This window comes from Fictibacillus sp. 23RED33 (assembly GCF_015903925.1).
GTDB classification, from domain to species: domain Bacteria; phylum Bacillota; class Bacilli; order Bacillales; family Fictibacillaceae; genus Fictibacillus; species Fictibacillus phosphorivorans.
Map to the genome: position 1 here is coordinate 59,358 of NZ_JACZDX010000006.1, position 25,291 is coordinate 84,648.

The 25,291-nt window shown below is 40.3% G+C and carries 21 protein-coding genes; 9 read left to right on the forward strand and 12 right to left on the reverse strand.

The window, feature by feature from the left end; all coding sequences use genetic code 11:
• The first annotated feature begins 59 nt into the window (after positions 1-59).
• Positions 60-1,643, forward strand: a complete 1,584-nt coding sequence (locus IHV09_RS17395; RefSeq protein ID WP_197265059.1) for a hypothetical protein — start codon at positions 60-62, stop codon at positions 1,641-1,643.
• A gap of 73 nt (positions 1,644-1,716) precedes the next feature.
• Here the strand turns inward: IHV09_RS17395 and IHV09_RS17400 are convergent, their stop codons facing one another.
• The 6 genes from IHV09_RS17400 to IHV09_RS17425 form a co-directional block, all read right to left on the reverse strand.
• Positions 1,717-2,286, reverse strand: coding sequence for a hypothetical protein (locus tag IHV09_RS17400; RefSeq protein ID WP_197265060.1), 570 nt, complete (start codon positions 2,284-2,286; stop codon positions 1,717-1,719).
• A 195-nt stretch (positions 2,287-2,481) separates the two neighbouring features.
• Complete coding sequence (locus tag IHV09_RS17405) at positions 2,482-3,432, reverse strand: TIGR03943 family putative permease subunit (RefSeq protein ID WP_197265061.1); 951 nt, start codon at positions 3,430-3,432, stop codon at positions 2,482-2,484.
• 15 nt (positions 3,433-3,447) lie between these two features.
• Positions 3,448-4,461, reverse strand: a complete 1,014-nt coding sequence (locus tag IHV09_RS17410; RefSeq protein WP_197265062.1) for a permease — start codon at positions 4,459-4,461, stop codon at positions 3,448-3,450.
• Positions 4,462-4,514: 53 nt separating this feature from the next.
• Positions 4,515-5,681, reverse strand: coding sequence for an NAD(P)-binding domain-containing protein (locus tag IHV09_RS17415; RefSeq protein ID WP_197265063.1), 1,167 nt, complete (start codon positions 5,679-5,681; stop codon positions 4,515-4,517).
• A 91-nt stretch (positions 5,682-5,772) separates the two neighbouring features.
• On the reverse strand, positions 5,773-6,642 hold the full coding sequence (locus IHV09_RS17420) for an NAD(P)-dependent oxidoreductase (protein WP_255520108.1): 870 nt from the start codon (positions 6,640-6,642) through the stop codon (positions 5,773-5,775).
• A 62-nt stretch (positions 6,643-6,704) separates the two neighbouring features.
• Positions 6,705-7,019: a hypothetical protein gene (locus IHV09_RS17425; protein ID WP_197265064.1), complete on the reverse strand. Its 315-nt coding sequence runs from the start codon at positions 7,017-7,019 to the stop codon at positions 6,705-6,707.
• 435 nt (positions 7,020-7,454) lie between these two features.
• Between IHV09_RS17425 and IHV09_RS17430 the strand changes: the two genes are divergently transcribed.
• Positions 7,455-8,189, forward strand: a complete 735-nt coding sequence (locus tag IHV09_RS17430; protein WP_197265065.1) for a hypothetical protein — start codon at positions 7,455-7,457, stop codon at positions 8,187-8,189.
• A gap of 69 nt (positions 8,190-8,258) precedes the next feature.
• Entirely contained in the window at positions 8,259-9,461 is a 1,203-nt protein-coding gene (locus IHV09_RS17435) for a hypothetical protein (RefSeq protein ID WP_197265066.1), read from the forward strand.
• A 19-nt stretch (positions 9,462-9,480) separates the two neighbouring features.
• Here the strand turns inward: IHV09_RS17435 and IHV09_RS17440 are convergent, their stop codons facing one another.
• Complete coding sequence (locus tag IHV09_RS17440) at positions 9,481-10,830, reverse strand: MFS transporter (RefSeq protein WP_197265067.1); 1,350 nt, start codon at positions 10,828-10,830, stop codon at positions 9,481-9,483.
• A 449-nt stretch (positions 10,831-11,279) separates the two neighbouring features.
• On the opposite strand from IHV09_RS17440, the gene IHV09_RS17445 reads away from it, so the two are divergent.
• Together IHV09_RS17445 and IHV09_RS17450 are read left to right on the forward strand one after the other, a co-directional pair.
• On the forward strand, positions 11,280-13,682 hold the full coding sequence (locus tag IHV09_RS17445; protein ID WP_197265068.1) for a S8 family peptidase: 2,403 nt from the start codon (positions 11,280-11,282) through the stop codon (positions 13,680-13,682).
• 90 nt (positions 13,683-13,772) lie between these two features.
• Complete coding sequence (locus IHV09_RS17450; protein WP_197265069.1) at positions 13,773-14,396, forward strand: NAD(P)-dependent oxidoreductase; 624 nt, start codon at positions 13,773-13,775, stop codon at positions 14,394-14,396.
• On the opposite strand, the gene IHV09_RS17455 is transcribed toward IHV09_RS17450, so the two are convergent.
• From IHV09_RS17455 to IHV09_RS17465, 3 genes are all read right to left on the reverse strand, one after another.
• Complete coding sequence (locus tag IHV09_RS17455) at positions 14,393-14,695, reverse strand: hypothetical protein (protein ID WP_197190235.1); 303 nt, start codon at positions 14,693-14,695, stop codon at positions 14,393-14,395. The two genes, IHV09_RS17450 and IHV09_RS17455, sit on opposite strands and share 4 nt — an antisense overlap.
• Before the next feature lie 70 nt (positions 14,696-14,765).
• Entirely contained in the window at positions 14,766-15,299 is a 534-nt protein-coding gene (locus IHV09_RS17460) for a DUF420 domain-containing protein (protein WP_066399222.1), read from the reverse strand.
• Positions 15,300-15,696: 397 nt separating this feature from the next.
• The gene (locus IHV09_RS17465; protein ID WP_197265070.1) at positions 15,697-17,400 is read right to left on the reverse strand and encodes a M3 family oligoendopeptidase; all 1,704 of its coding nucleotides are present in this window, start codon (positions 17,398-17,400) and stop codon (positions 15,697-15,699) included.
• A 135-nt stretch (positions 17,401-17,535) separates the two neighbouring features.
• Between IHV09_RS17465 and IHV09_RS17470 the strand changes: the two genes are divergently transcribed.
• The 4 genes from IHV09_RS17470 (at position 17,536) to IHV09_RS17485 (ending at position 22,529) form a co-directional block, all read left to right on the forward strand.
• Positions 17,536-18,783 carry a PucR family transcriptional regulator gene (locus IHV09_RS17470; protein WP_197132981.1) on the forward strand — a complete coding sequence of 416 codons (1,248 nt, stop codon included), beginning with the start codon at positions 17,536-17,538 and terminating at the stop codon, positions 18,781-18,783.
• A 125-nt stretch (positions 18,784-18,908) separates the two neighbouring features.
• Positions 18,909-20,039 carry an alanine dehydrogenase gene (gene ald, locus IHV09_RS17475; protein ID WP_197132978.1) on the forward strand — a complete coding sequence of 377 codons (1,131 nt, stop codon included), beginning with the start codon at positions 18,909-18,911 and terminating at the stop codon, positions 20,037-20,039.
• Positions 20,040-20,410: 371 nt separating this feature from the next.
• Positions 20,411-21,775, forward strand: coding sequence for an alkaline phosphatase (locus tag IHV09_RS17480; RefSeq protein ID WP_197265071.1), 1,365 nt, complete (start codon positions 20,411-20,413; stop codon positions 21,773-21,775).
• A 79-nt stretch (positions 21,776-21,854) separates the two neighbouring features.
• Complete coding sequence (locus IHV09_RS17485) at positions 21,855-22,529, forward strand: DUF4352 domain-containing protein (protein WP_197265072.1); 675 nt, start codon at positions 21,855-21,857, stop codon at positions 22,527-22,529.
• Positions 22,530-22,618: 89 nt separating this feature from the next.
• Here the strand turns inward: IHV09_RS17485 and opuFB are convergent, their stop codons facing one another.
• Together opuFB and IHV09_RS17495 are read right to left on the reverse strand one after the other, a co-directional pair.
• Positions 22,619-24,133 carry an osmoprotectant update ABC transporter permease/substrate-binding subunit OpuFB gene (opuFB, locus tag IHV09_RS17490; RefSeq protein WP_197265073.1) on the reverse strand — a complete coding sequence of 505 codons (1,515 nt, stop codon included), beginning with the start codon at positions 24,131-24,133 and terminating at the stop codon, positions 22,619-22,621.
• Complete coding sequence (locus IHV09_RS17495) at positions 24,126-25,097, reverse strand: ABC transporter ATP-binding protein (protein ID WP_197265074.1); 972 nt, start codon at positions 25,095-25,097, stop codon at positions 24,126-24,128. The genes opuFB and IHV09_RS17495 overlap by 8 nt, the downstream gene beginning before the upstream one ends.
• Between the last annotated feature and the right edge of the window lie 194 nt (positions 25,098-25,291).

Consider the following 25,291-nt stretch of genomic DNA (forward strand, 5'->3'; position numbering starts at 1 on the left):
TCTAATTTAACGAATAGTATTAATTTGTCGTTTTATACAAAATAGGGGGATCTATTAACATGAATTCGAATGTAAAAACCAAAAAGAACAAGAAAAGAAATCAATCCAATTACAGAGCATTACTGCTTCCTTTTGCAGTCGTTTTGATACTGATCGGAGCAGTGATCTGGAATAATGTCAGTCAAGAAAGAAAGCTTCCCAACCCTGATTGGAGCCGTTCAGTGGAGACATCTGCACAATCCATTAGTGCTGAACCAACTGTTATAAAAAAAGGTGACCAATACTATGCTTACACACATCAAAAAGATGGGTTACAAGTGACGACTCTAGATGCAAATCTAAATCTAGTCTCTGAAAAGACAGAGAAACTCCCACTCGATGAAAGAGCGAACTATTGGACAAACCGAAAACAGATCGCCTTTATCTCTCGTGGTGAGCTTATTCTGTATGAAGATGGAAAACAAACCGTTGTAGATAAAGATGTAGATCTTCTGGCTGATGCTAAAGATCGCTTTGCTTATTCAAAAGGTAATGAAGTTTTTGTATACAATCCTGAAGATGGAAAAAGTCAATCTATCTTTACAGCTAAAGAAAAGCTATCAGAATTATCAGGTCACCCAGCATCTCAATCATTTATCCTGACTGTTGGTGAAAAAGTAGAAATGGAAGCTTTTTATTTAAAAGAAGCTGACGGAAAATATAGCGCTCAATCTATTACGCGATACAACAAAACGCCGACAGATAAAATCTATAACTTCCGCTTTGCTGAAGCAGCTGATCAAATTCACTTTATGTATACCTTTTATTCTTCTAAACAAGGAACGAAGACGTTTAAAACGTTTTACGGTGCAGCACCAAAGGATCAGCTTACGACAGTCAACTTTAGCAATGTAAAGTTATATAGCTCAGAGCTTGGGTATGAAATCGAGAATCCTTCCTACCAACAATTGAACGTAGAAAATGACAAGCCTATCATTCTCTTTGCAGCGAAAGGACCGATTTCTACTAAAAAGGAAGCGGGCAACATTTACAAAGCAACATTAAATGGCGACAATTGGGAAGCAGCACGAATCAGTACAACGACTGATTTCTCAGTATATCCGTTACAGGTCGATGAAAAGACAATCGCTTGGTTAAAAGCGGAATCTGTCAGTGATTATAGACTTTATTTAGCAAGCCAAGATTCAGAGATAAAGAATGACAGTACAAAAGTAGGAAAGCAAGATGTCTACAACGCTACGTTTGACGCGTTTACGGCTTTTGTAGTTTCGTTCATCGCCATGACTAACGCATTTATTTGGGTAGTACCGTCTGTATTGTTCTTAGGTATTCTATATTTTGTACGAATTGATATCATTGAGGACGAAAAACCTTGGGCAAAGTGGACTGCGATCGCACTTTTTGTAATTACACAGCTTTATGTCATTCAGTCTTTGTTCAACAACACATTCTATACGCTAGCGCCGAAGTACCTCACCTTTACCGGCAGCTCATTCATCATTCCTGTGATCATTTCCGCTATAGCACTGTGGGTGATGCAGGTTGCTAGAGATAAGGATTGGGGATTATTTGCACAAGTCTCTTATTTTATCGGACTTACCGTATTGTTCGAACTCTTTGTTGTTGGAACGTATGTGTACTAGAAGAATAGCTAGGAGTAACCAAAAAGCACTGCTGTCAAAATCGCAGTGCTTTTACATATTTTGTAAATTGTATTTAAATCATAATGTAAAAAAGAGTGATAAAAATAAAAATTATTGCAGAAACTGTTCCTAGCAAGACTGCTGTTATATTTGTTTTTCGAGTATATCCTTTTAGATCTCGTGCAGATGCTGAATTATCAACTTTTTTAACGTGAATAAAAAGACTTAAATTTGATAACAAAAGAATAAAAATTAGCATCAGTAACATATATCGAATATCAATTTGAAAAAAATCCCCCGTTATCCCTCTATTCCAATATGCTTGCATGAATAAAAAACCACTAGTAATCAGCATCCAGATGTAACTCATCTTTCTCTGTTTCTTCCATTCAGCACCCATTTTTTGTTTTTCATATAAACTTACCTTCTCATAAATAGAAAAAAGTGATTTGGTCGAGTTAATTCTGATAAAGCCTATACTGGATTGAATAAGCAACACCACTCCCAGAGTTATAAAAAATTGTGATGATGTTACACCTATTACTCGAATTAAGGTTAAATAAAGTGTAATGAGAATGATAAGAAGTAAATTCATCAAAATAAATTGCTGTCTTCTCATCTTCTTGATTTCATCCAAAGTCATGTATATACCTCCTACTCACGAATGCAATCTTTAACGATCACCTTTTTGTGAAGTAACACAAGATATATATTCGATTAAATAATTATTTATCCTTTATGGACTATAATGCCAAGCTCAGAAAGATAAACAAATATAAGAATAAAAATAAGCCAGCAAATTAATAAATCAATTAGCTGGCTTATGCTTTATTACACTCTAATAAGCTCCCAAACTCTCTGGACTCGGGTACACATAAGGATCTTTAAGTGGCTTGATTTTTTCTAAAGAATCAACCTGCACTAACGGCAGACGGACTTTGTTCAATTCTGTTTCGTCAATGGTTCCTGTTACGGTGTACCATTCATCTTCTTTAAGTTTTGAAACTTCATCGCCTTCAATAATGGTTCCATATACCACGGCATCCGCGCTACAGCAGTTCATTGAAAAGCGTGCAATAACGGCTTGATTCTCACTCATTCCGTCTTCACGATATACGAATCCAGTAGTCTCTATTTCTTTTCCTTTAAACTTATCAAGGTAGATATCCAAAACAGTCATCGTGTCCAGATAGTGATCAGATGTTACTTTCACTTTTTCCTTCGCCAACTGTTCTTTTCCGAACTTTTTATAATACGCCGTAACATCGTAAGTTTCGACCGGATTTTCTTCCTTTACGCTCTTTTCCATCTCCTGAATATAACCTTCAGGATCATCTAAATAGGCTTCAACATCAATATTCTGTGTTGTAGTCACTTTACCTTCATCCGTTTTTTGAGCTGGTTTCGCGTACAATCCTGTTCCATAACGAATGCCGCGATTTTCAGCAACGGAACTATCCATCGCTTTTTCTGGAATCATGAAACCTGTAAGAAGTGGAATCACAAAGATCATATAAATAAAGAAATGCTTGAGCGGTCTTCCCTTTGGTGTATGATCTACACCACATCCGCATGCATCATCATGCTGTTCATCAGATCGTCTAAAGAACTGCATCACACCTAATATCCCTAATATACCGATCGCAAAATAAACAAAGATATGCATTTTCGGTGCTACATAATAATTTAGCTTTCCTGTTGTGATTAATCCGATCAGCAGGAGCATAAAACCTATTAAGATGATACCTCTTAAGTACGTATGAAAGTCACGACTCTCTCTGTTCATCATACCTTCCCTCCCTCTCTATACCACAAATTGATACACCATCGTTACAGCAAATACAGTCAGCGTTATTAGTCCCATTAAGACAAATACAAAGCGCGTCTTAAAATAAGCGAACATCATAAGCATGTTCTTCACATCAAGCATCGGACCGTATACTAAGAACGCGATGATCGAACCTACTGTAAATGTGCTTCCGAATGATGCGGCGATAAAGGCATCCGCCTCTGAACAAATGGATAGCAAGAAAGCGAGACCCATCATTAATCCTGTTGATGACCACTCATTCCCACCAAGCGCCAATAGATCATTACGATTGATGAACACTTGGAACATACTCGCTAAAAACGCACCAAAAATAAGGAACTTCCCAGTATCAAAGAATTCATCAGATGCATGATACACCGTTTGTTTCCAGCGACTCATCGTAATACCATGTGAATGATCATGAGCTCCATGCTCAATGTGTAATCTGAGTTGATCTTTATTACGGAAAGCCCAATATACGATCAATCCAATAATGATCGCCACAAGAAGTGCCAGTCCAATTCTGCCATATACGACTGCCATATTGTTACGAAATGCATAAAAAGTGGATAGGATAACAACTGGGTTCACGATAGGGACAGTTAATAGAAAAACCGTTCCAAGGTGTAGCGGAAGTCCTTTTTTGATCAAGCGTCTTACGACAGGTATGATCGCACACTCGCAGACTGGGAAAATCACTCCCATAAAGAGTACAACACCGATTCCTAAAAATGGATTCTTTGGAATCAACCGTTGAATATGCTGTTCTGTTACGAAAGTTTGAATTAATGCAGAAACAAAAACGCCGAGTAAGATAAAAGGAACCGCTTCTATTAAAATACTTAGAAACACCGTGTTCACATGCATGATGGAACTTGGCAAGTTATCAAATACAGAATCATTTTTAATTTCTTCCATAAATAGAAAAGAAATAATAAAGATAGCTAGCAATAAGAGCCCTATCATTTCTTTTCTTACCACATCTTTTTTTGTGGAATACGCACCCATATTCTCACCTCTTTTTCTAATCTATGAAATGAGCTATTTTTTATGATAGAAACTCATATAGCTCTTACTATTCTTTCTGTGGCTCTTCTAGCACCTGCAATATTCCTCGATACTGGACCAATCTCCAGCTCTGCTAAAGGGCCCATAACAAACAGCCCCTGATCCCACTCTAGCGTTTCAGGGCTTACAATTGGATAACCACATTTAGCACACTTTAAGTTTTCGTGTTGTATTACATTTTTTAGCCAGTGAATTCCTGGAGGTGTTGAATGAAACCCCGTAGCGAGAAGGACGGTTTTTGCTTCATACCTTTCTCCGGATTGGAAGATCAGCTCATTGCAACTCGTACAATACGATTGCACCTCTTCTTTTAACAGCTTTATTTTACCGTTTTTCTCCGCGGATTTTAACCCTAAATAAAGTTCTTTTGTGACAGAACCTTTATGTCTTGCTTTTACAATGCTCTTTCTTCTCATAGAATAGTCTTTTATTTGATTAAACTTAACCATGAACATCGGCCCTTGCCACCCAGGATCAGAATCGAAGGTATGAACTTCTAAGTCTTTTCTATGAATTAACGAAACCTTCCCCTCATATTTTTTTGCCAAAGAAAGAGCAAGGTGTGCAGCAGATATTCCTCCTCCAATTATCGAAACTGGAGCAGAGCACGAATCAAGATCTGGCATTTCTTTTTGAAAGATATGGTGAATCTGAGCACCGCCTAAACTCGCATGTTCTGCCCATTTCGGCCAAAAAGGATGTTCTCTTAATCCCATAGCTAGAACAAGGTTCTCCGCTTCCATAACTTCACCTTCTTCTGTCTGAACCGTCCAATAGCCTTGCTTTTTTTCAATGCCAGTTACAGAAGCCTGTTTCCAGCAACTCTCTATATCTAGATCACGAATTAATGTTCCGCAATGCTCGTTAAACATCTCTAGAGATGGGCGGTCATAATAACCATAAAAATGACTAACCTTATGATAGCCCTCTTTCTTAGAAAACTTTTCGAGTGAAAAAGGATTCACATCTAGGTGATGCACTGAAGGTGATCGTAAGAACGGCATCGAGATCAGATCCGTACATTCTCTCCAATTATTAAGTGGCTTGTTATTTTTATCTATAATCAACAGTTCATGATTATCGAGTTTTTTCATTTTTAATAGATGAATGGCTAGCGTACAACCTTGTATACCCCCACCAACAATAATCATTTTTTTCATATAGTAATAACTCCTTAATTTTAGTCAGTTCCATTTATTAAATCGTAATTATTACGTTTTGTAAAGAGAAAAAAAAGAAACCAAGGTAGACTTACCCTTGGTTCGCTAAACGTTTATAAAGTGCATGTGTCCCGCTATCTTCTTCACCCATCTCAGCAAGCTCGTCATATAGCTTCTTTGCAAGTTGTAATCCTGGTGTCAATAATCCCATCTCTTCAGCTGATTTCAATGCGATGTTCATATCTTTTATAAAATGTTTCACATAAAAGCCAGGAGCAAAATCTCCTTTTAAGATTCTTGGTCCAAGATTGCTAAGGTTCCAACTTCCTGCAGCACCAGATTCAATACTTTTCAGCACGTTATCTGGGTCTAATCCAGCTTTTTCTGCGTAAAGAATCGCTTCGCAAACACCCATCATACCTGATGCGATCGCAATCTGATTACACATTTTCGTATGCTGACCAGATCCCGCTTTTCCTTGATAAACAACGTTCGTACCCATTTTAGAGAAAATCGGTTCCATATCATGGAATGCAGATTCTGAACCGCCTACCATGATGGATAGTTTAGCATCTCTCGCACCGATATCACCGCCAGAAACGGGTGCATCAAGCGTTGCAATATTTCGTTCAGCAGCCGTGCGTTCAATTTTTTGTGCCAGCTGTGGACTAGAAGTCGTCATATCGATTAAATAAGATCCTTCTTTGGCGTGAGCGACTAACCCTTCTTCACCTAAGTAAACTTCTTCCACATCTTTCGGATATCCGACCATCGTGATGATCACATCACAGGTTTGGGCAATTTCTTTTGGTGTGTCTGCCCACTTAGCTCCTTTTTCAAGAAGATCTTCTGCTTTTGCTTTCGTTCTCGTATAAACATGGACTGGATAACCTGCATTCATCAAGTGACCGGCCATGCTTTTTCCCATTACACCTGTTCCGATAAATCCAACACTTTGCAAATTCCCTCACTCCTTTCACCCATTATAACGAAGAACAACCAAAATAAAAAAGACACCGCTTATTAAGCGATGACCTCTCCTTGAAGAATGCGTTCGATCTTTGTTTTCGCGAGCTCATAATCCATACCAAGGTTTGTTAACATCGATAGCATGTCATCGTTAGAATGTCGTTTCAAAAGTTGATACAAGTTCGGCTTTCGTTTTTTGATCATCGTCATAATCTCGATAGTCGGTAACGTTCTGCCTGTTGGTTTAATACGTAAAAAAGAGCGGATGTATTGTGTGAAAGCGGGTATGGCCTCTACTGTATCTGGTACTGTGTCTAATAGCTCCTGAAGCTTCAATAATGAATCAATCAGTTCTTTGTTTCTTTCCACGAATTCGTCCCTCATCTTTCTTCGAATTTGTCTTACATTGTTAAAGTTTCGCTAGTTTAGGCAATTCATAGTAAGTATCGGCTGTTTCATAGAAAGTTTAGAGGGGTCTGACCCCACACAATTTATTTTCCACACGCATTTACTCCACAGCTCATAAGAGAATACTCCATTTATGATCATTCATTCTTATCTTTTCAAAATCTCGTTATCCACACAAACCTCCTATGCATCCAATCTTACTAGTCTTTCTCAATACCTTTTGACCTGTTTCTCTTCTTTTTATGTGCAGCACGCACAGTCCTTTAGGTGTATCTTTCATTTCCCTCATAAGTCCACCCTACTGTTTATTCGTTTTCGTATTTACGCACCTGTATATAAATGGTAAATTGAACATGTCGACAAAGGGGTCCCGTATTACGGCAGGAGGTTTGGAATATGAAAAAACATCTAGTTACTAGTGTTTTAGCATTCTGTCTCACAGCTTTTTCGGTACCAAGTGCTTTTGCTCAAAATCAGACTTCGTATAAAGATGAAATCCTAAGTATGCAGCCAGATTTAACATCAGCTGAGTTGCTTTCTAGTGTTCAGGCTATCGCAAAGAACACAGGAGATACAGAGGATGCACTTCTTAAAAAAATCTACGAAGAATTGAAACATGATCAAACAAAGAGCAAGGAAGAAAAGCAACAAAGCGGTAAGGTTGGCACAATGGGCAGCAGCGGTGGAACCGTTTCTGTTGGACCTAGTTCAAAAGGAAACTTCTATTACACCGCATCTCAAACGGCCTACATGAACCATGGACACGTGGGCATGTATTATTCGAGCGACGTCATTGTTGAATCTGTCCCTGAAACAGGTGTGAGGACGATCTCAACCACTTTACGAAAAGTGGATCAAGGTGATGCACAAGTAAAATCTGTTACAACAAGCTCGACGAACCGTAATAATGCTGCAAACTGGGCATTTAGCCGTGTAGGCATTGACGCATATTCTTATAACTTCGTGACCAACCGTTCGACTTCACATATTGGTGATAAGAACTGTTCCAAACTGGTATGGTCGGCCTTTAAGTTAAATGGAAACTTAGATCTAGACGTAGATGGCGGGTTAGGAGTATATCCTCGGGATGTCCGGGATGCGCCTGGCACACAGCTCGTCCGGAATATATAAAAAATAATAAGGCAATGAGGACGTAGAATTACGAACTTATTGCCTTATTTTCATAAGAAGGTGATTACAGTGAAAAAAATAATCTTCTTTTCATTATTGATTCTCTTAATCGGTGGATTTTTATATAAAACGTACTGGAGTCAGAATCTCAGCGCTTCGCTTTCTATTGAGAATGAAGCGATCAAGCAAGAAAATTTTTTAACGGATAAGAAAGCAGTACTCTATTTTTCAACAACAGCGGATCAAGACATGGATGGAAAAGGAGTAAGCCTTGCCGTCTTTATTAATGACAAAGGTGAAGCGAATGCATTTAAGATGAAAGGCTTAGAACTCGGTAGTGTAGCTGCAAACCAAAATGAAGTTTTGTTAGTCGATAAAAATAAAATCCGTCTAGTCGGAGACACATATAAAGAGTTTGGTATGGATAAATCCCAGTATACGGGTGAAAGAACAGGATACTTGGAGAAAGAAAAATTGTACTTTACTGTTTTCAATACAGGTGTAGGTGCTAACGGCGGGTATGATTCGAATATTCTTTATGGTAACAAGGAAGGCTTTCATAAAGAAAACATCCCCCATTACATTGCCGCTTCAGGATTAGATCAAGGTGAAATTGTTGTGTTAACTCAAGATAATCAAAAGGAAGAGTTTCATATCAGAAAAGTGAAGTTGGCAAAGGACGAGATGAATACTCAAGATATTCTAAAAGTTAACCATTCCAAAGAAACTGATTTTAGCAGCATGTCTCCAATCCTGACCGACGATACGTTTTACTATTTTGTGGGACAGAAAACGCTAGGAGAAGTCACAGAAACAATCGATTCAGATATTGTGCTGTATCGGATCAATAAAAAAACGCAGACACAAGATGAGTTCATCCTTTCTTCTTATAGAAATGAAAAAAATATCACAGCGCACTACCCATTCAACATAAAAAACTCCGCTCACTTATATAACAACGTCTTTTACTACGCAAACGGCCTTGGTGAGGTATTTGCATTTGACACAAAAACTGAGAAAGTAAGCAAAAAATTCTCTATGAACAACGTTCGAAAAGACGGAGTGAGGCATAACGAGGAACTTTTCTATAAAGACGATTACCTTTACGTCGTAAGATATGATGAAAAGCTTAAAGAAAAATACTACATTGAACACTATTCCTTAACCCAAGGAAAAAAGAAAGAGAATATTAAAATCAATGGATTAAACGACATCCTCAAATCGATCAAAGGCAAGTCTATCTATTCCTATGACTTTAAGATGCTGCAATAAAAAAATGTGAGTCTAGAACTTATTCAAGTTCCAGGCTCACATTTCTTTTTATTTTCACTCGATAAATAACAATCGCGATAATGACAAGAATCGTATACACAATAAACACATTTCGATAGATAGCATCTAAAGCCATTCCTTGCTGGCCCTCAATTAAGAGTCCTGCAACGGCTACACCGAGTGCGCCACCGAAAAATTGCACAAGCTGAAGCATGCCCATTCCAGAACCTACTTCATCCTCGCTTAATATTCTAGAGTTTTCATTGGCTAAGCTTGACGTTAAGCTAGAAAATCCGATGCTCGTAAACATGTAAAAGATCGCTGTCAGATAGAATGCTTTTGTTGCAAAAAGTGAAAACAGTACGACGGACACCAACAGTGCCACAAGCCCCGTTCGCATGACAGGCAGATTCCCAAACCGGTCGATCCAGCGTCCCACGTAAATTGCTGCGAACGCGGAAAGCATGGCACCTGGAAAGATAACAAATCCAATCGTAGCTGGTTCTTTTCCGAATAAGTTCGACAACATGACTGGCATCACGAACAACAACGCAAAATGGGTCATGAACGCAATCAGTCCGATGATCAAGAGCGACACATAGAGCGTGTTCTTAAACAAACTCACACGAATAAACGGATCTTCCTTTTTCTTTGAATAAAACACGAGTGTGCCAAAGAATAGTACACTCAAGCCCAACAAGTACCAAGAAAACGAAGAAAGATAGAGTAATAATGAGGTTACGCCACCACCTGTTAACAGTGCGCCAACAAAGTCGAACGAGCCTTCCCGTTTTTGTTCAACAGGCAGATAGATCTTAAATACTGGCAGCAACAGTAGCACAAGGCCTGTTACGATAAAAAGGAAATTCCACCCTAACAATTGTGTAATACCGCCTCCGATTACGGGTCCTAATCCGAAGCCAAGAGACGCCGCTGATGATATCAACGACATGGCACGTCCTCTTCTTGAAATTGGAATGTATCTTGTGGCAAGCACCATGCCTAGCCCTGGAACCGCACCGGCTCCCATTGCTTGAACCATACGGCTTATCAATACAAACTCAAAACTATTTGAAAAATATCCGATGATGGAGGCGATTCCTAAGATGATGACACCTGTAAATAATAATCTTCCTATCGGTATAAAATCTGACAACCTACTGAATGTGATCGTCGATAAGGCAAACACGATCGAATAGCCTGAAACAATCCATGATCCTGCAGTTGGACTCAGATCAAATTCCGAGATCACACTCGGTAACGCTACATTAAACATCGTCGTGTTCATGACAACAAGCCATACTGTTAGACTCCATAATGGAATGATCCGGTTCTCCTGAATCGTTCCATAGCCTTCCTCTTTAGCCATTCGTTCACCTTCTTTCTCTAAATCTCTTTTCGTATTCATTGTTGCTTTTGATAGTAGTTAATTTCCGTTCCAGGTTGCTCGCTTTCCGCGGGGCAGGCGGTGAGCCACATTTGTTCGTTTCACTCTTAAGTGTCTCACCTGCCCGCCTGTCCCGCAGGAGTCTCGCACCTTCTACTCCAATCAACTTCTCAAAGAAGCGTATGAAAAACAAAGATATAAAATCAGAACTTTTTAAGAAAAACAGCCTTCTCTTAAAAAACAATATTCCCATCTTATCATGGGTCTATAGAATTAGCGTTACGTTTTGCTCATAAACTTTTCAGGCCAAAAGACCAGCTCTTTATTTTCCAGTATAAGGACCTATTATCTGTTTTTACCATGTGCTCAAGGGATTTAAACACAGCAGTAGAATATTACCGTGATATTAAAAATAAGGGGTGTACGCTTGAATGAAAAGTTTTTTACGCAAGACATCTAGTTTCACATTAGCATGTACGTTTGTTTTTTCTGCTTTTTCTGGTGTATCTGCTGCTCCATCTACAAATGATTCACAGCCAGACCTAGCGCCGCTTTACGGGAAGTACAATTTAAACTCTTCTCATGTTACAAAAGTAATGGTTGAATTAAAAGAACCTTCTGTACTAGAGGCAAAAAAGAAAGGCAAAAAACAAACGAAAGCAAATCTAAAATCAAAACGTGAAGCTGTGGTAAAAGAAATCTCCACACGCTCCAAATCATATAAAGTTAAAGAAGAGTACGATCATGTTTTCTCTGGATTTTCACTAGAGATTGCAGCAAATGAAATTCCGAACCTTTTATCAACGCCTGGTGTAAAAGCGGTTTATCCTGATGTTGAATACCACACAACAGGGGATGACATGGGTGACCATTCATTCGATGATGTTACGCCTCAGATGATGAATTCAGCGCCTTTTATTGGTGCTAACCAAGCATGGGAATCGGGTTACACAGGAGATGGTGTGACGGTTGCTGTTATTGATACAGGCGTTGATTATACACATCCTGATCTCGATCAAGCATTCGGTAACTACAAAGGATATGACTTTGTTGATAATGACAACGATCCACAAGAGACGCCTAAAGGCGATCCAAGAGGAGCTGAAACTACGCACGGCACGCACGTGGCGGGTACAGTTGCAGCAGATGGCGGCATTAAAGGTGTAGCACCTGATGCAACATTATTAGCGTACCGCGTATTAGGCCCTGGAGGCAGCGGTTCGACTGAAAATGTAATTGCCGGAATTGAAAAAGCAGTAGAAGACGGCGCTGATGTTATGAATCTATCTCTTGGGAACTCGTTAAACAACCCGGACTGGGCAACTAGTATCGCGCTTGATCAAGCCATGTCTGATGGCGTCGTGGCGGTAACGTCTAACGGTAACAGCGGACCAAACAACTGGACGGTCGGCTCTCCCGGTACTTCAAGAGAAGCCATTTCTGTCGGAGCTACACAGCTTCCGTATAACGTGTATGCTGCTACTTTAAAAGCAGGGAATTCCAGTTTTTCATCTGCAAAAGTAATGGGCTTTCCGTCTGAGGAATCTGTTCTAGCACTTAACGGAAAAACGTTGCCAATTGTTGATGTTGGCTTAGCAGGAACAACTGATTTTGCAGGAAAAGACGTAGCAGGAAAGCTCGTATTAGCAGAACGAGGCACGTATGCATTTGTAGATAAAGCAACGAATGCAAAGAACGCTGGCGCCATCGGGATGGTCATCTATAACAACGTTGCGGGTGAGATCGTGGATGTGCCTGGAATGGCAGTTCCAACAATCAAGCTTACGAACGCTGAGGGTGTTCAACTTAAAAGCTTGTTAAGCGCTAATCCAAACACAACAGTAACACTTGGCACCAAGTTTGATAAACAAGTCGGTGAATTAATGGCTGACTTCTCTTCTCGTGGTCCTGTAATGGATACGTGGATGATCAAACCAGATGTTTCAGCACCTGGCGTCAACATCGTAAGTACTGTACCAACTCATGACCCTGCAAATCCGCATGGCTACGGTGCGAAGCAAGGTACAAGTATGGCATCTCCACACGTTGCAGGTGCTGCCGCTCTTTTACTAGAAGCACACCCTAATTGGGATGTTGAAGATATTAAAGCAGCTCTTATGAATACAGCGGAAGATCTTTTCGATGCTACAGGAAAGCTATACCCGCATAATACGCAAGGAGCAGGAAGCATCCGTGTAGTTGAAGCAATTGAAACACAAACACTCGTATCTCCTGGCAGCCATTCGTTTGGTGTATTCTCCAAAAAGAAAGGCAAGGAAGTACGAGGAGAACGTTTTACAATCAAGAACTTAAGCCGTAAATCAAAAGAATACAAATTTGATGTAGATCTTGAAGGTGTAAAAGTAACAACAAACAAAAAAGTGAAAATTAATGGTAAAAGCTCGAAGGATGTTAAATTTAAAGTACAAGTGGATGCTTCTAAGATGGCACCTGGCTATCACGAAGGAACGATTACCATCAAAGACGGAAGAAACGAAGTTGTAGTGCCGACAATTCTCTTTGTACAAGAGCCTGACTTCCCTTCGATCACTAGCATCAGCGCTACAGAACTAGGAAATAATGCATTCACGTTTTCAGCTTACTTTCCTGCTGAAGCCGACAAAGTTAATCTTTTCTTATACGATAGCAACCTGACGAAAGAAATCGGTCTGATCGGCAGCTACGAAGATGTTCCGAAACAGTATAACGATTTTCAATGGGACGGAAAAATCTCCGGACAAGCTGTAGCACCTGGTAAATATCGTGTTGTCGCATTCGCTGAAAGAGGCGATAAGCTCGACAGTCGATACACCGATGTTATCACCCTTCAATAAAAAAAATCCCTTGCCGAGCTTTCGGTAAGGGATTTTTTTATGGTTAACATTAAATGATATGATAAGAAAAGAACGATCAGGAGGTATGTTATGAGACTATGCGTACTAGGTTCGACAGGAAGAGTCGGACAATATTTTACTAAAATGGCGCTCCAGGATGAAATCAGCGTTTCCGCACTTTTGCGTAACCCCGAAAAGTTTACGCACTCTATTTTGAGTCAGCTTTCTTTTACAAAAGGAGACGTTCTAAGTAAAGAATCCGTGGCTGAAGCGATGGTCAACTGTGATGTCGTTTTCAGCGCTCTTTCAACAGACGGAGCTAACGTCCTTTCCGAGGGTATGCCTAATATCATTGAAGCAATGAAAAAGGAAGGCATCTCGCGTATCATTACGATTGGTACAGCAGGCATCTTACAAAGCAGGGCAGAACCTCATCTGCTTCGTTACCAATCATCTGAATCTAAGCGCAAATTAACAAGAGCAGCTGAAGATCATCATAAGGCGTATACTCAACTGCAAGAAAGCGGGCTGAATTGGACGATCGTTTGTCCCACTTACCTGCCAGACGGAGAAACTACCGGCACGTACAGAACGGAGAAAGACGTGCTACCTATCGACGGCTCTCGGATCAGTACTGGAGACACCGCTCATTTTGCGTTCTCTCTTTTAAAAAAGAGTGACTTTTTACAGTCACGTGTGGGGATCGCTTATTAAAACCTTCGAGGCATGTCTTGAAAAAAATAGACACCAAGACTTAAGAAACCCGCTCCGATAATGAAGATGAAGAACTTGATGAACCATTTTGGAAAAAAGCCGACCAGCTTATCAATAACCGTTACAAAGATAAATTCTACAATAGCACCGAAAAACGTTTCCGAGACTCGGCCACCTTTGTAATTCGCGTCATACTGCTTTTTATGCTCAATTTCTTCTTTTTGATAACGGATTCCATAAACAATAACAGCGATTCCGAATCCGCAGAGAACGACAGGTATGATCCAAAACCAGCTCATCTCTCATTTCCTCTCGCTACAGAAAAGACTTTTGCTGTTCCACGTCTTCAGCAAAAGTCCTCTGTTTTTTTTATGAATAATAAGGCGCGATCATCAAATACACAATAACACCTGTCAAACTAACATACAGCCATAGTGGCATCGTCCACCGAGCGATTTTACGGTGTTTCTCTACTTGCATGTTAAAGCCTCTCGTAACAGTGATTAACGCTAGAGGTACGATAACGATCGCAAGCAAGATGTGAGTGATCAAAATAAAGAAATAAACGTACTTAAGCGGACCTTCTCCGCCATAGGACGTAGATTCTGTAAGATAGTGGTACGTTACATACGACAACAAAAAGAATGTTGTACTCGTAAATGCCGCTAGGATAAAGCGCTTGTGCAGCGTGATGTTCTTTTGTTTCACAAAATAAAGAGCAGCCAGCAAAAATACGAATGTGAAGCTGTTAAAAATCGCGTTCAATCGTGGGAGCAACGTTACATCAAAAGCAATTTCTCCCTCATACTCTGGCAGGAAGAACAACACGGCCACAAGTACGTTAATCGCAATAGATAGCCCGATAATTAGCGGTGTATAGTTACGCTGTTTGGTTTCAGCCATTTTGTATTACTCCTTTTCCACTAAAAGTCTTTAAAACTTCTAAGATTCCTTACTATTTTACCACTCAAGACCCTATTCACAAACATATAGGCAGCTGAAAACAGCATTCCCAATACAAGTGTCAATAATTCTTCAAAAAATGAGAAACTTAGCGAGAATACACCCTGGGGTATTTCCGGATATGGATGAAGTTCAATCCAGAAGTTTGGCGCTTCAATCCACAAGTTTTTGCGTTGAATCCACGAGTTTCGTACTTGAATCCAAAAGTTTTGCCGATTTATCCACGAGATGTCATTTGTCGACATTTTCTGCGGCAGTTATACCCCCATCCCATCGCCCACACAAAAGAAAAAACCGGCACACGGCCGGTTCTCCTCATCCTACCACCTTAATTCAATTAAGCTCTCGCAAACTGCTCCTCATCGACTGTAGCAATAAACTTCTCCACTTCACCGACCACAGACGCTACACATCCTTTTTCAAAAGGAGAGATCAAGCCAGCTTCTTCAACTAACTTTGTAAAAGGCAGACTTCCTCCGTTTTGACAAAGTGCGAAATAGTCTTCCCAAGCACGCTCAGAATCCTCGCCAGCACGTTTCCAGAACTGAAGAGCACAGATTTGCGCGAGCGTGTAATCAATATAATAGAAAGGCGAGCGGAAAATGTGGCCTTGTCTATGCCAAAAACCACCGTTTTCTAAGTACTCAAGCCCATCATAGTCACGGTGTGGTAAATAGGTTTTCTCAAGGTCTCTCCATTTCGAGCGACGTTCCGATGGCGTCGCATCTGGATTGTCGTATACAAAGTGCTGAAACTCATCAACTGCAACTCCGTACGGGATGAACTCTACCGCACCTGTTAAGTGAGAGTATAAATATTTTTCTGTGTCCTTACCGAACAGCTTATCCATCCAAGGGTACGTTAAGAACTCCATACTCATCGAATGAATCTCACAAGCTTCAAGTGTTGGGAACTGATATTCAGGAACTTCAAACACTCTGCTCGTGTACATCTGGAACGCATGACCGATTTCATGCAACAGCACGCGAACGTCGTTATCTGATCCGTTAAAATTTGTAAAAATGAACGGCGCCGTATAGTCCTGCAGATACGTGCAGTACCCACCTGGCGCTTTACCGCTCTTACTTTCAAGATCCATGAGCTCATCTTCTGCCATATAGTTGAAGAACGCTCCTGTTTCTTGCGATAGACCACTAAAAACCTGCTTCGATTGATTTACGATCCACTCCGCGTCTCCTTGAGGCTTAGGATTGCCTGTCGTAAAGCTGAAGGGTTCATCGTAAAACTTAAACTCGTTAAGACCGATACGCTTTTGCTGACGTTTCTTTAACTTTGTACAAAGCGGAACGATGATATCTTTTACTTGCTCACGAAACACTTTTACATCTGCCGCGTTGTAATCCGTTCTTCCCATACGATCATACGCCAACTCTGTGAAGGTCGAGTACCCTAACTTTTTCGCGATTCCAGTTCGTAGCTTTACGAGCTCATCATAGATCGAATCAAACTTTTCTTGGTTTGAACTCAAGAAAGCGTTCGCGGCAATGCTCGCCGCTTTTCTCGTTTCGCGATCTGCAGATTGAACGTATGGAGAGAGTTGTGCAAGGTTCAATTCTTTTCCGTCAAACTCAATCTTTGCAGATGCCATCACTTTCACATACTCTGAGCTCAATTTGTTTTCTTGCTTGAGGTCCTCTAGTACATCTTCAGAGTACGTCTTCACTTTTAATTCAGCCAAGCGAAACAGCTGACTGCCCCATTTACGCTCGAGCTCATCTTTAAAAGGAGACTGAACGAGCGCTTCATGAAACGCCGTAACCATCCCTTGATAGACTGGCAGATTTTCATCCATGAACGCTTGCTCTTCTTTATAAAAAACATCTTCCGTATTAATCGTGTGGCGGATCTTGGCCAGTCTAGCTTTTGATTCAAAACTATTACGAAGAGCAACGACTTTCTTCATCGCTTCATTCTGCTCATCCGCTGATCTCGCTTCTTTAAACACCTTTACCGCTTCTTCAAATTCTGTTTTCAGACTTGTAACATCAGGACGTTCATATGTAAATTCACTAAACTTCATTAGAAAGGCCTCCCATTCATTTACATTCCATTCCTGTATTACCAATTCTACAATCTATCTCTTTTCTCCTGTAATCCAATTCCCTTTTTCGGTAGAATGTAAGCAGAGAGAAACTAACGGCGGGAGACAAATGTTATGAAGAACTATCAATCTGATCCTTTTAAAGGAACCTTCGGCAGTCTTGAAAATTTAGCAGACAAGATCAGCGACGTTTTGTCGTGCCCTGTAACGATAGAAGATCAGAATCATCGACTCCTTGCTTACAGTACACATGAAGACGGAACAGATCCTGCGCGTATCGCCACCATCATCGGACGGCGTGTGCCTGAAAAAGTAGTGAACAGTCTATGGAAAGACGGCGTGATTCCTAGGTTACAAGAGAGCGATGACCCTGTTCGTGTCGGCACGATACAAAACGTCGGGCTTGGTGATCGAGTAGCAGTATCAATTCGAAAGAACAACGAAGTTCTCGGATATATTTGGGTCCTTGAAGTGGAAAAACAATTAACATCAGATGATATGCAATTGTTAAAGCTTGCTGCAGCTTCAGCCAAAAGTCAGCTTCTTCAGATGCAGATCGGTACAAAAAAGAAAGAAGAAAACCGACAAGAGCTATTTTGGAAGATGCTCACGGGCAACCTCCCGCATGAAGAGCATATTTTAGAAAAGCTGCACGAACTCAACATATTGCCGGTTCTCCCTGCAGCCGTTTTTATTCTGCAGCTTGAAGATGAGATCACACCAGCGATCGAAAAAGATATCCTGTATCTCGCGGCGGTCAACCAGAAAATTAATGTTCTCTTATCAGCGGCTGACGCGAATCAAATGCTCCTTCTCGCCTCACCTGTTGGCAAAGAACCGCCTTTAGAGCTCGCCAAGTCCTTTGTAGAGTCCTTTTTTACACATATGAAAGAACGGTTTTCAGTATCTGATATAAAAGCAGCTTACGGCAGTCTCGTATCCTCTTTTTCAAACGTGGAAAAAAGCTATAAAGAAGCTTCAAGTGTATTAGCTGTTCAGGAAAAGCTCGGCGGAGAAACGTTAACCTTAAACGGCTATCACGAATTAGGCATCTACCAATTTTTAGATGCCATTTATGAAAAACAACAAAGACAGAGCTACCACAATGAAATGATCAGGACTCTACAAGAATATGATGCACAGCACAAGACTGAGCTTTATCACACATTAGAAACGTATCTAACGTTAGATGAGAACCTGAATAAAGCATCAGAAGTGCTTCATATCCATATGAACACATTACTGTATCGCTTAAAACGGATCAGCGAGCTTACGAATATTGATATGAAGAGCCCTCATCAAAAGATTATGATCTATCTTGATTTCAAGATGAATCGGTTATTTAAACAAGAGCGTTTGTGAATTATCACAAATGCTTTTTTTCATTTTCTAGTTTCAACACAATGAAAAGCTGAATCCCTCGAACTATACTGAAATCACAATTGAAAACGCACTCAAAGAGTTTACTTATATAGGAGGATTCACAAATGATTATTGGAGTTCCAGCAGAAATTAAAAATAATGAAAACCGCGTAGCGATTACGCCATCAGGTGTTATTACACTTACAGCAGCAGGCCACAAAGTACTTGTAGAAAATAACGCAGGTGTTGGCAGCGGATTTACGAACGAAGATTATGCAGCAGCAGGAGCTGAAATCGTAGCAGAAGCGCAAGACGCATGGGCAGCTGAAATGGTAATGAAGGTTAAAGAACCTTTAGCTTCTGAGTACAAATATTTCCGTTCAGACCTTATTCTTTTCACTTACTTACACTTAGCTGCTGAGCCAGCATTGGCAAAAGCATTAACAGATAGTGGCGTTACAGCGATCGCCTACGAAACTGTAGAGTTCAACCGTACACTTCCACTATTAACGCCAATGAGTGAAGTAGCAGGACGTATGTCTGCACAGATCGGTGCTCAGTTCCTTGAGAAGCCAAAAGGCGGAAAAGGTATCCTTCTTGCAGGTGTACCAGGAGTACGTCGCGGTAAAGTAACAATCATCGGTGGCGGTGTTGTAGGTACGAACGCAGCAAAAGTTGCAATTGGACTTGGCGCTGACGTTACGATCATCGACCTTAGCCCAGATCGTCTTCGTCAACTTGATGACATCTTCGGAAACAGCATCCAAACATTAATGTCTAACCCATTAAACATTGCACAAGCCGTAGCTGAATCTGATCTAGTGATCGGAGCTGTACTTATCCCAGGAGCAAAAGCACCTAAATTGGTAACAGAAGAAATGATCAAGTCCATGACTCCAGGATCTGTAGTTGTTGACGTAGCGATCGATCAAGGCGGTATCTTTGAAACGGTTGACCGCATCACAACACATGACAACCCAACATACGACAAGCACGGAGTTGTTCACTATGCAGTAGCAAACATGCCTGGTGCTGTGCCTCGTACGTCTACAATCGCACTTACGAACGTAACGGTTCCATATGCACTACAGATCGCTAACAAAGGTGCACAAGCAGCAATCGCTCAAAACCCATCTTTAAAAGCGGGTCTTAACACAGCTGGTGGATTCGTAACATACGAAGCAGTGGCAACTGACCTTGGTTATGACTACGTTTCAGCAGAAGTAGCATTAGAAAAAACAGTTCAAACTGTATAATGGATCGAATGAAAAGAAGCTAGGCTCAGAATGTTGAGTCTAGTTTCTTTTTTGTATATTCCTAGTGGACATATTCGGCATCTGCCCGTTCAAGGCAGACACTCCATTTTTTTAACGAGGTAATTTTATTTTTATACGAGGTAAACAGCAATAATTCCGTACTAAGTAGAAATATATCCGCACATAAAATTTTTTATCCGATTTTCGACAAATCGTATCAGACCCACTACTTTTCCCCCGCACATTCTGCAGACTACATAGCACCTTTTTCCCATACGTTTACACAATCTTAACATTCTCATAATCTTTTCAAAATATTATCGGAGTATAATTCCTCACTGTAAGACAACTCGAAACAACAGGAGGCAATTATGACTATTTCAAAAAAAGTACTATCTGTTGCAGTGGCAGGAACACTTGCCATTAGTGGTTTCGTTATAAATCAAGCATCTGCTGATGAAAAACATAAGAAGAATGAGATAAGAAACGTGATCTTTTTAATCGGTGATGGTATGGGACCAACTTACACGACCGCATATCGTGCTTTTAAAGATAATCCAAAAACACCGATGATGGAAGAAACAAAATTCGATGACTATTTAGTGGGTATGCAATCCACTTATTCACACGATAAAAAAGAAAGTGTAACAGATTCTGCTGCAGCTGCCACATCAATGTCTGCAGGAATCAAAACCTATAACGGTGCTATTGCTGTTGATATGGAAAAACAAGATGTTAAAACCGTTCTAGAGCAAGCGAAACAAAATGGAAAGTCCACCGGATTAGTCGCAACTTCTCAAATCAACCATGCAACACCAGCAGCTTTCGGTGCACATGATGAGTCACGTGAAAATTACAACCAAATTGCTGATGATTATTATGATGATATGGTGAATGGGAAGCATAAAGTAGACGTTATCCTTGGTGGTGGTACTAGCTATTTTGAGCGTAAAGACCGCAACATCACAGATGAATTTAAGAAAGACGGCTACTCTTATGTAACGAACAAGGATCAGATGCTGAAAGATGAAAATGAACAGGTTCTTGGATTGTTTGCTCCAAAAGAGCTTGATAAAAAAATCGATCGTCCACAAGAACAACCTTCTTTAAAAGAAATGACGAATTCTGCATTAAACCGCTTGAATAAGAATGACAAAGGTTTCTTCTTAATGGTAGAAGGAAGCCAGATCGACTGGGCTGGTCACGACAATGATGTAGTTGCCGGAATGAGCGAAATGGAAGACTTTGAACAAGCTTTCCAATCAGCCATTGAATTTGCTAAAAAGGACAAGCACACTCTTGTCATCACAACAGCTGACCACTCAACAGGTGGAATGACAATGGGCCGTGATGGAGATTACAAATGGGATCCATCTGCTATTAAAGCAGCGAAGAAAACGCCTGACTTCATCGCAAAACAAATCGCAAATGGAGCACCTGTAGAAGAGACTTTAAAGAAGTACATCGACCTTAAATTGACTTCAGAAGAAGTCGAGTCCGTTAAAGCCGCTCAACAGAAAAGTGGAGATGTTTTAGAAATCGATAACGCCATCGAAAAAATCTTTGATTTACGCACAGGTACTGGTTGGACAACAGACGGACATACCGGTGAAGATGTAAACGTCTATGCATACGGACCAGGAATGGAGAAATTCTCTGGCAAGATTGACAATACTGACACAGCTAAAGAGATTTTTTCGATCTTAGAAAAAAGTAAATTCTCTTTCGGAAAATAAATTTTGTACAATTAGGTCAATCTAACCAAAAAAGCATCCCGTTCTTCTACGGGGTGCTTATCTTTTAGGAGGTGCATCCATGCCTTTCAAAGGTTGGATCATGCTGCTTCTTTCAGCTTCGCTTGTAACGGGCTGCGCGTCAGAGGCGGACAAGAAAAAGGAAACCCACACAAATCATCAACAAAATGAAACAAATAGATCTGAATCAGAAAATCAGACAGAAAAACAAACCTATACCGATAGCTCTCAAGCTTCAGACGATACAAACTTAACGGTAATCAATAAAAAAGTGGAAGACCAAGATGGATCCATAACGTTAAAGAAATATGCAAAAGTTAATAAAAAACTGCAGTCTGATTCAATTGCGCTTACGATCGATGAAGTGAAAGTATTACACTATGCACCATCTGTAGATCTGATAGATTTCTTCCATGGCTACACAAAACAAGATGAGTTCCCTTATGTACGAGTAAACGTAAAAATTGAAAATAAAGGGAAGAAAAGTGTTCATTTCAATCCAATCGCTCAAATTGAAACCGATCAAGGGGAAACTGTCACGTGGAAAGAAGACTTTTACCTAGAGGAACTAAACGGAACTATTAAACCCGGAGAAGAAAAGATGGGCAGCTTAGGATTTATACTAAACAAAACCAATATTGAAAACCTAAAAACAATAACCATTACAACTAGTGAAGTGGTAGATGATCAGGAAAAATCTATCTCAGATCCTCTAACTCTCACTGTTGATTTATAAACGATAAAAACATCCATGCAGGCAAGACTGCATGGATGTTTTATTTTCCGGGAAATTTTTGTCGAATCTTAATGAATGATGGCAGAGCTTTATAGAAGACCTTCCTTCTTCAAGAAATCCTCCGCCACTTTTTTAGGTGACTCTCCTCCAACATTCACTTTATAGTTCATCTCACGCATTTCATCATCTGTGATTTTTCCTGCAAGTTTATCTAAAGCTTTCTTTAACTCCGGGTGCTTCTCAACCGTTTCTTTACGAAGCATCGGTGCACCTTGATAAGGAGGAAACAACTTTTTGTCATCTTCTAACACGGTAAGCTTATATTGACGGAGTTCGCTGTCTGTAGAATAGGCATCGACCACATCGATTTCCCCTTTTTTCACCGCGTTATATCTTAGCTTCGGTTCCATCGTTCTCACATTTGCAAACTGAATATCGTATAGCTTTTGGATGCCTTTATAGCCATCTTCGCGATCCGAAAATTCTAGCGTGAATCCTGCGTTCAGACTTTGACTTACACTCTTTAAATCAGATATCGTCTTTAAGTTGTACTCTTTTGCCAATTGTTCAGGAACAGCAAGTGCGTACGTATTGTTATATTCCATCGGGCTTAATAGCTGCATGTCAAACTTACTTTCCATTCCACGTCGAGCTTGTTCATATACTTTTTCGCTATCTGTACTTGTTGCATTTTCTTTTAAAAACTCTGCAATCGCTGTGCCTGTAAATTCTGGATAGATATCAATACTTCCAGATTTCAAGGCATTAAACACAAAGGACGTTTTACCAAGTCCCGGCTTCAGTTCCACATTTAAATCGGTTTCTTCTTCGATTAAAAGTTTGTACATGTTGATTAAAATCTCAGGCTCAGAACCTAGCTTACCACCTATGACGATATCTTCTTGACCGCCTTTCATCGCAAAAGGAACAAGTATAACTAAAAGAGCGGCTATCAAAAATGCGCTGACCGTTGTTAGCGCTCGTTTAAAAGATAGAAGCTCTAATCTTCTGAGCAGAAAATCAAATAAAATCGCGAGCAATGCAGCTGGTACGGCTCCAAGCACGATCAACATCGTGTTATTGCGGTCAATACCGAGCAAGATGATATCACCGAGTCCACCCGCTCCGATTAAAGCTGCAAGTGTTGCCGTTCCTATGATTAAGACCATGGACGTACGGATTCCGGCCATAATAACAGGCATCGCTAAAGGAAGTTCAACCTTCATCAACCGCTTTCTCGTGTTCATCCCCATCGCTCTCGCTGCTTCAATTAATGAAGAATCGACTTCTTTAATTCCTGTATATGTGTTTCTTAAAATCGGGAGCAGTGCGTAAACAACAAGTGCAATAATGGCCGGCACCTTACCGATCCCAAACAGCGGAATCAACAGACCTAGTAAAGCAAGTGACGGAATCGTCTGCAACACAGCAGTCACTCCGATAATCGGTTCAGCCACTCTTGGTTTTTTCGTTAAATAGATACCTAGAGGGATTGAAATAACCACGGCAAAGAGAAGTGCTATAAACGAAATCTGAATATGTTCGATCAATGCACTTGCGAGTTCACCTTTTCGATCTTGAAATACTTGCAAGAAACTATTCATCTCTGCTACCTCTTTCCTGCAAGCGATCTGCAAGATATTGAATAACAGCTTGTCTGTTAAGTGTTCCTATGATCGCACCATGATCTTCAACCGTCACTTCATTTTCACGGGTTAAGATATCGAGCGCCTCTGTAATACTCGTTTTTACTGAAATAGAAGGTAATTGATAATCTAATCCTATTTCATCTGCTTTCAATGGAATGATAAGCTTTCGAAGATCCATATTTTCAACAGAACTCATACTCTCTGTTCCTACAAAATTTCTTACAAAATCATCGGCAGGGTTTTCGAGCAGCTCATCCGGCGTTCCCACTTGTACGATAGAACCTTCATTCATCACACAAATCCTGTCTCCCAGTTTCAAAGCTTCCTTCATGTCATGAGTCACGAAAACAATGGTCTTCTTAATATTTCTTTGAAGATTAAAAAGATCTTCTTGCAGCTTTTCTCTGCTGATCGGATCTAGAGCGCTAAAAGGCTCATCCATTAATATAATGTTAGGATCTGCAGCTAACGCTCGCACGACACCCACTCGCTGTTGTTGTCCACCAGAGAGTTCATTAGGCTTGCGGTCTCGATACGTTTCAGGGTCTAAGCCGACCATATCAAGAAGTTCGTCCACTCTTTTGCGAATTCTCTCTTTGTCCCATCCTTTTAACTCAGGAACGATACTGATATTCTCTAGGATTGTCATATGAGGAAACAAAGCGATCTGCTGCAGTACATACCCGATATTCCAACGTAGTTCATCAATATTGTAATCACTGATTCTCTTGTTATCGATGGAAATCGTGCCTTTTGTAAGACTGATCAGTCTGTTGATCATCTTAAGCATCGTTGTTTTTCCACATCCGCTCGGACCGATCACAACGAAAAATTCTCCTGGCTGTATTGTTAAATTCAGATCGCGAACCGCGGACGTTCCATCCCTGTATTCTTTAGAAACATTATCAAAAGTTATCATACACCTGCTCCTTAGTGTGCTTTATCTATTACAAGCAGTATTTCCGTTTTTTCTGTAAACAATAATCAATCTACACTATGTATTGCACAAAGAAAGAGATTATAAACTACTCATGCGCTACATATTTATATGGTTTATTGATTAATTACAAAAACTGACTTATAATGGGGAACTGTTGTGTTAAACGTATTTCG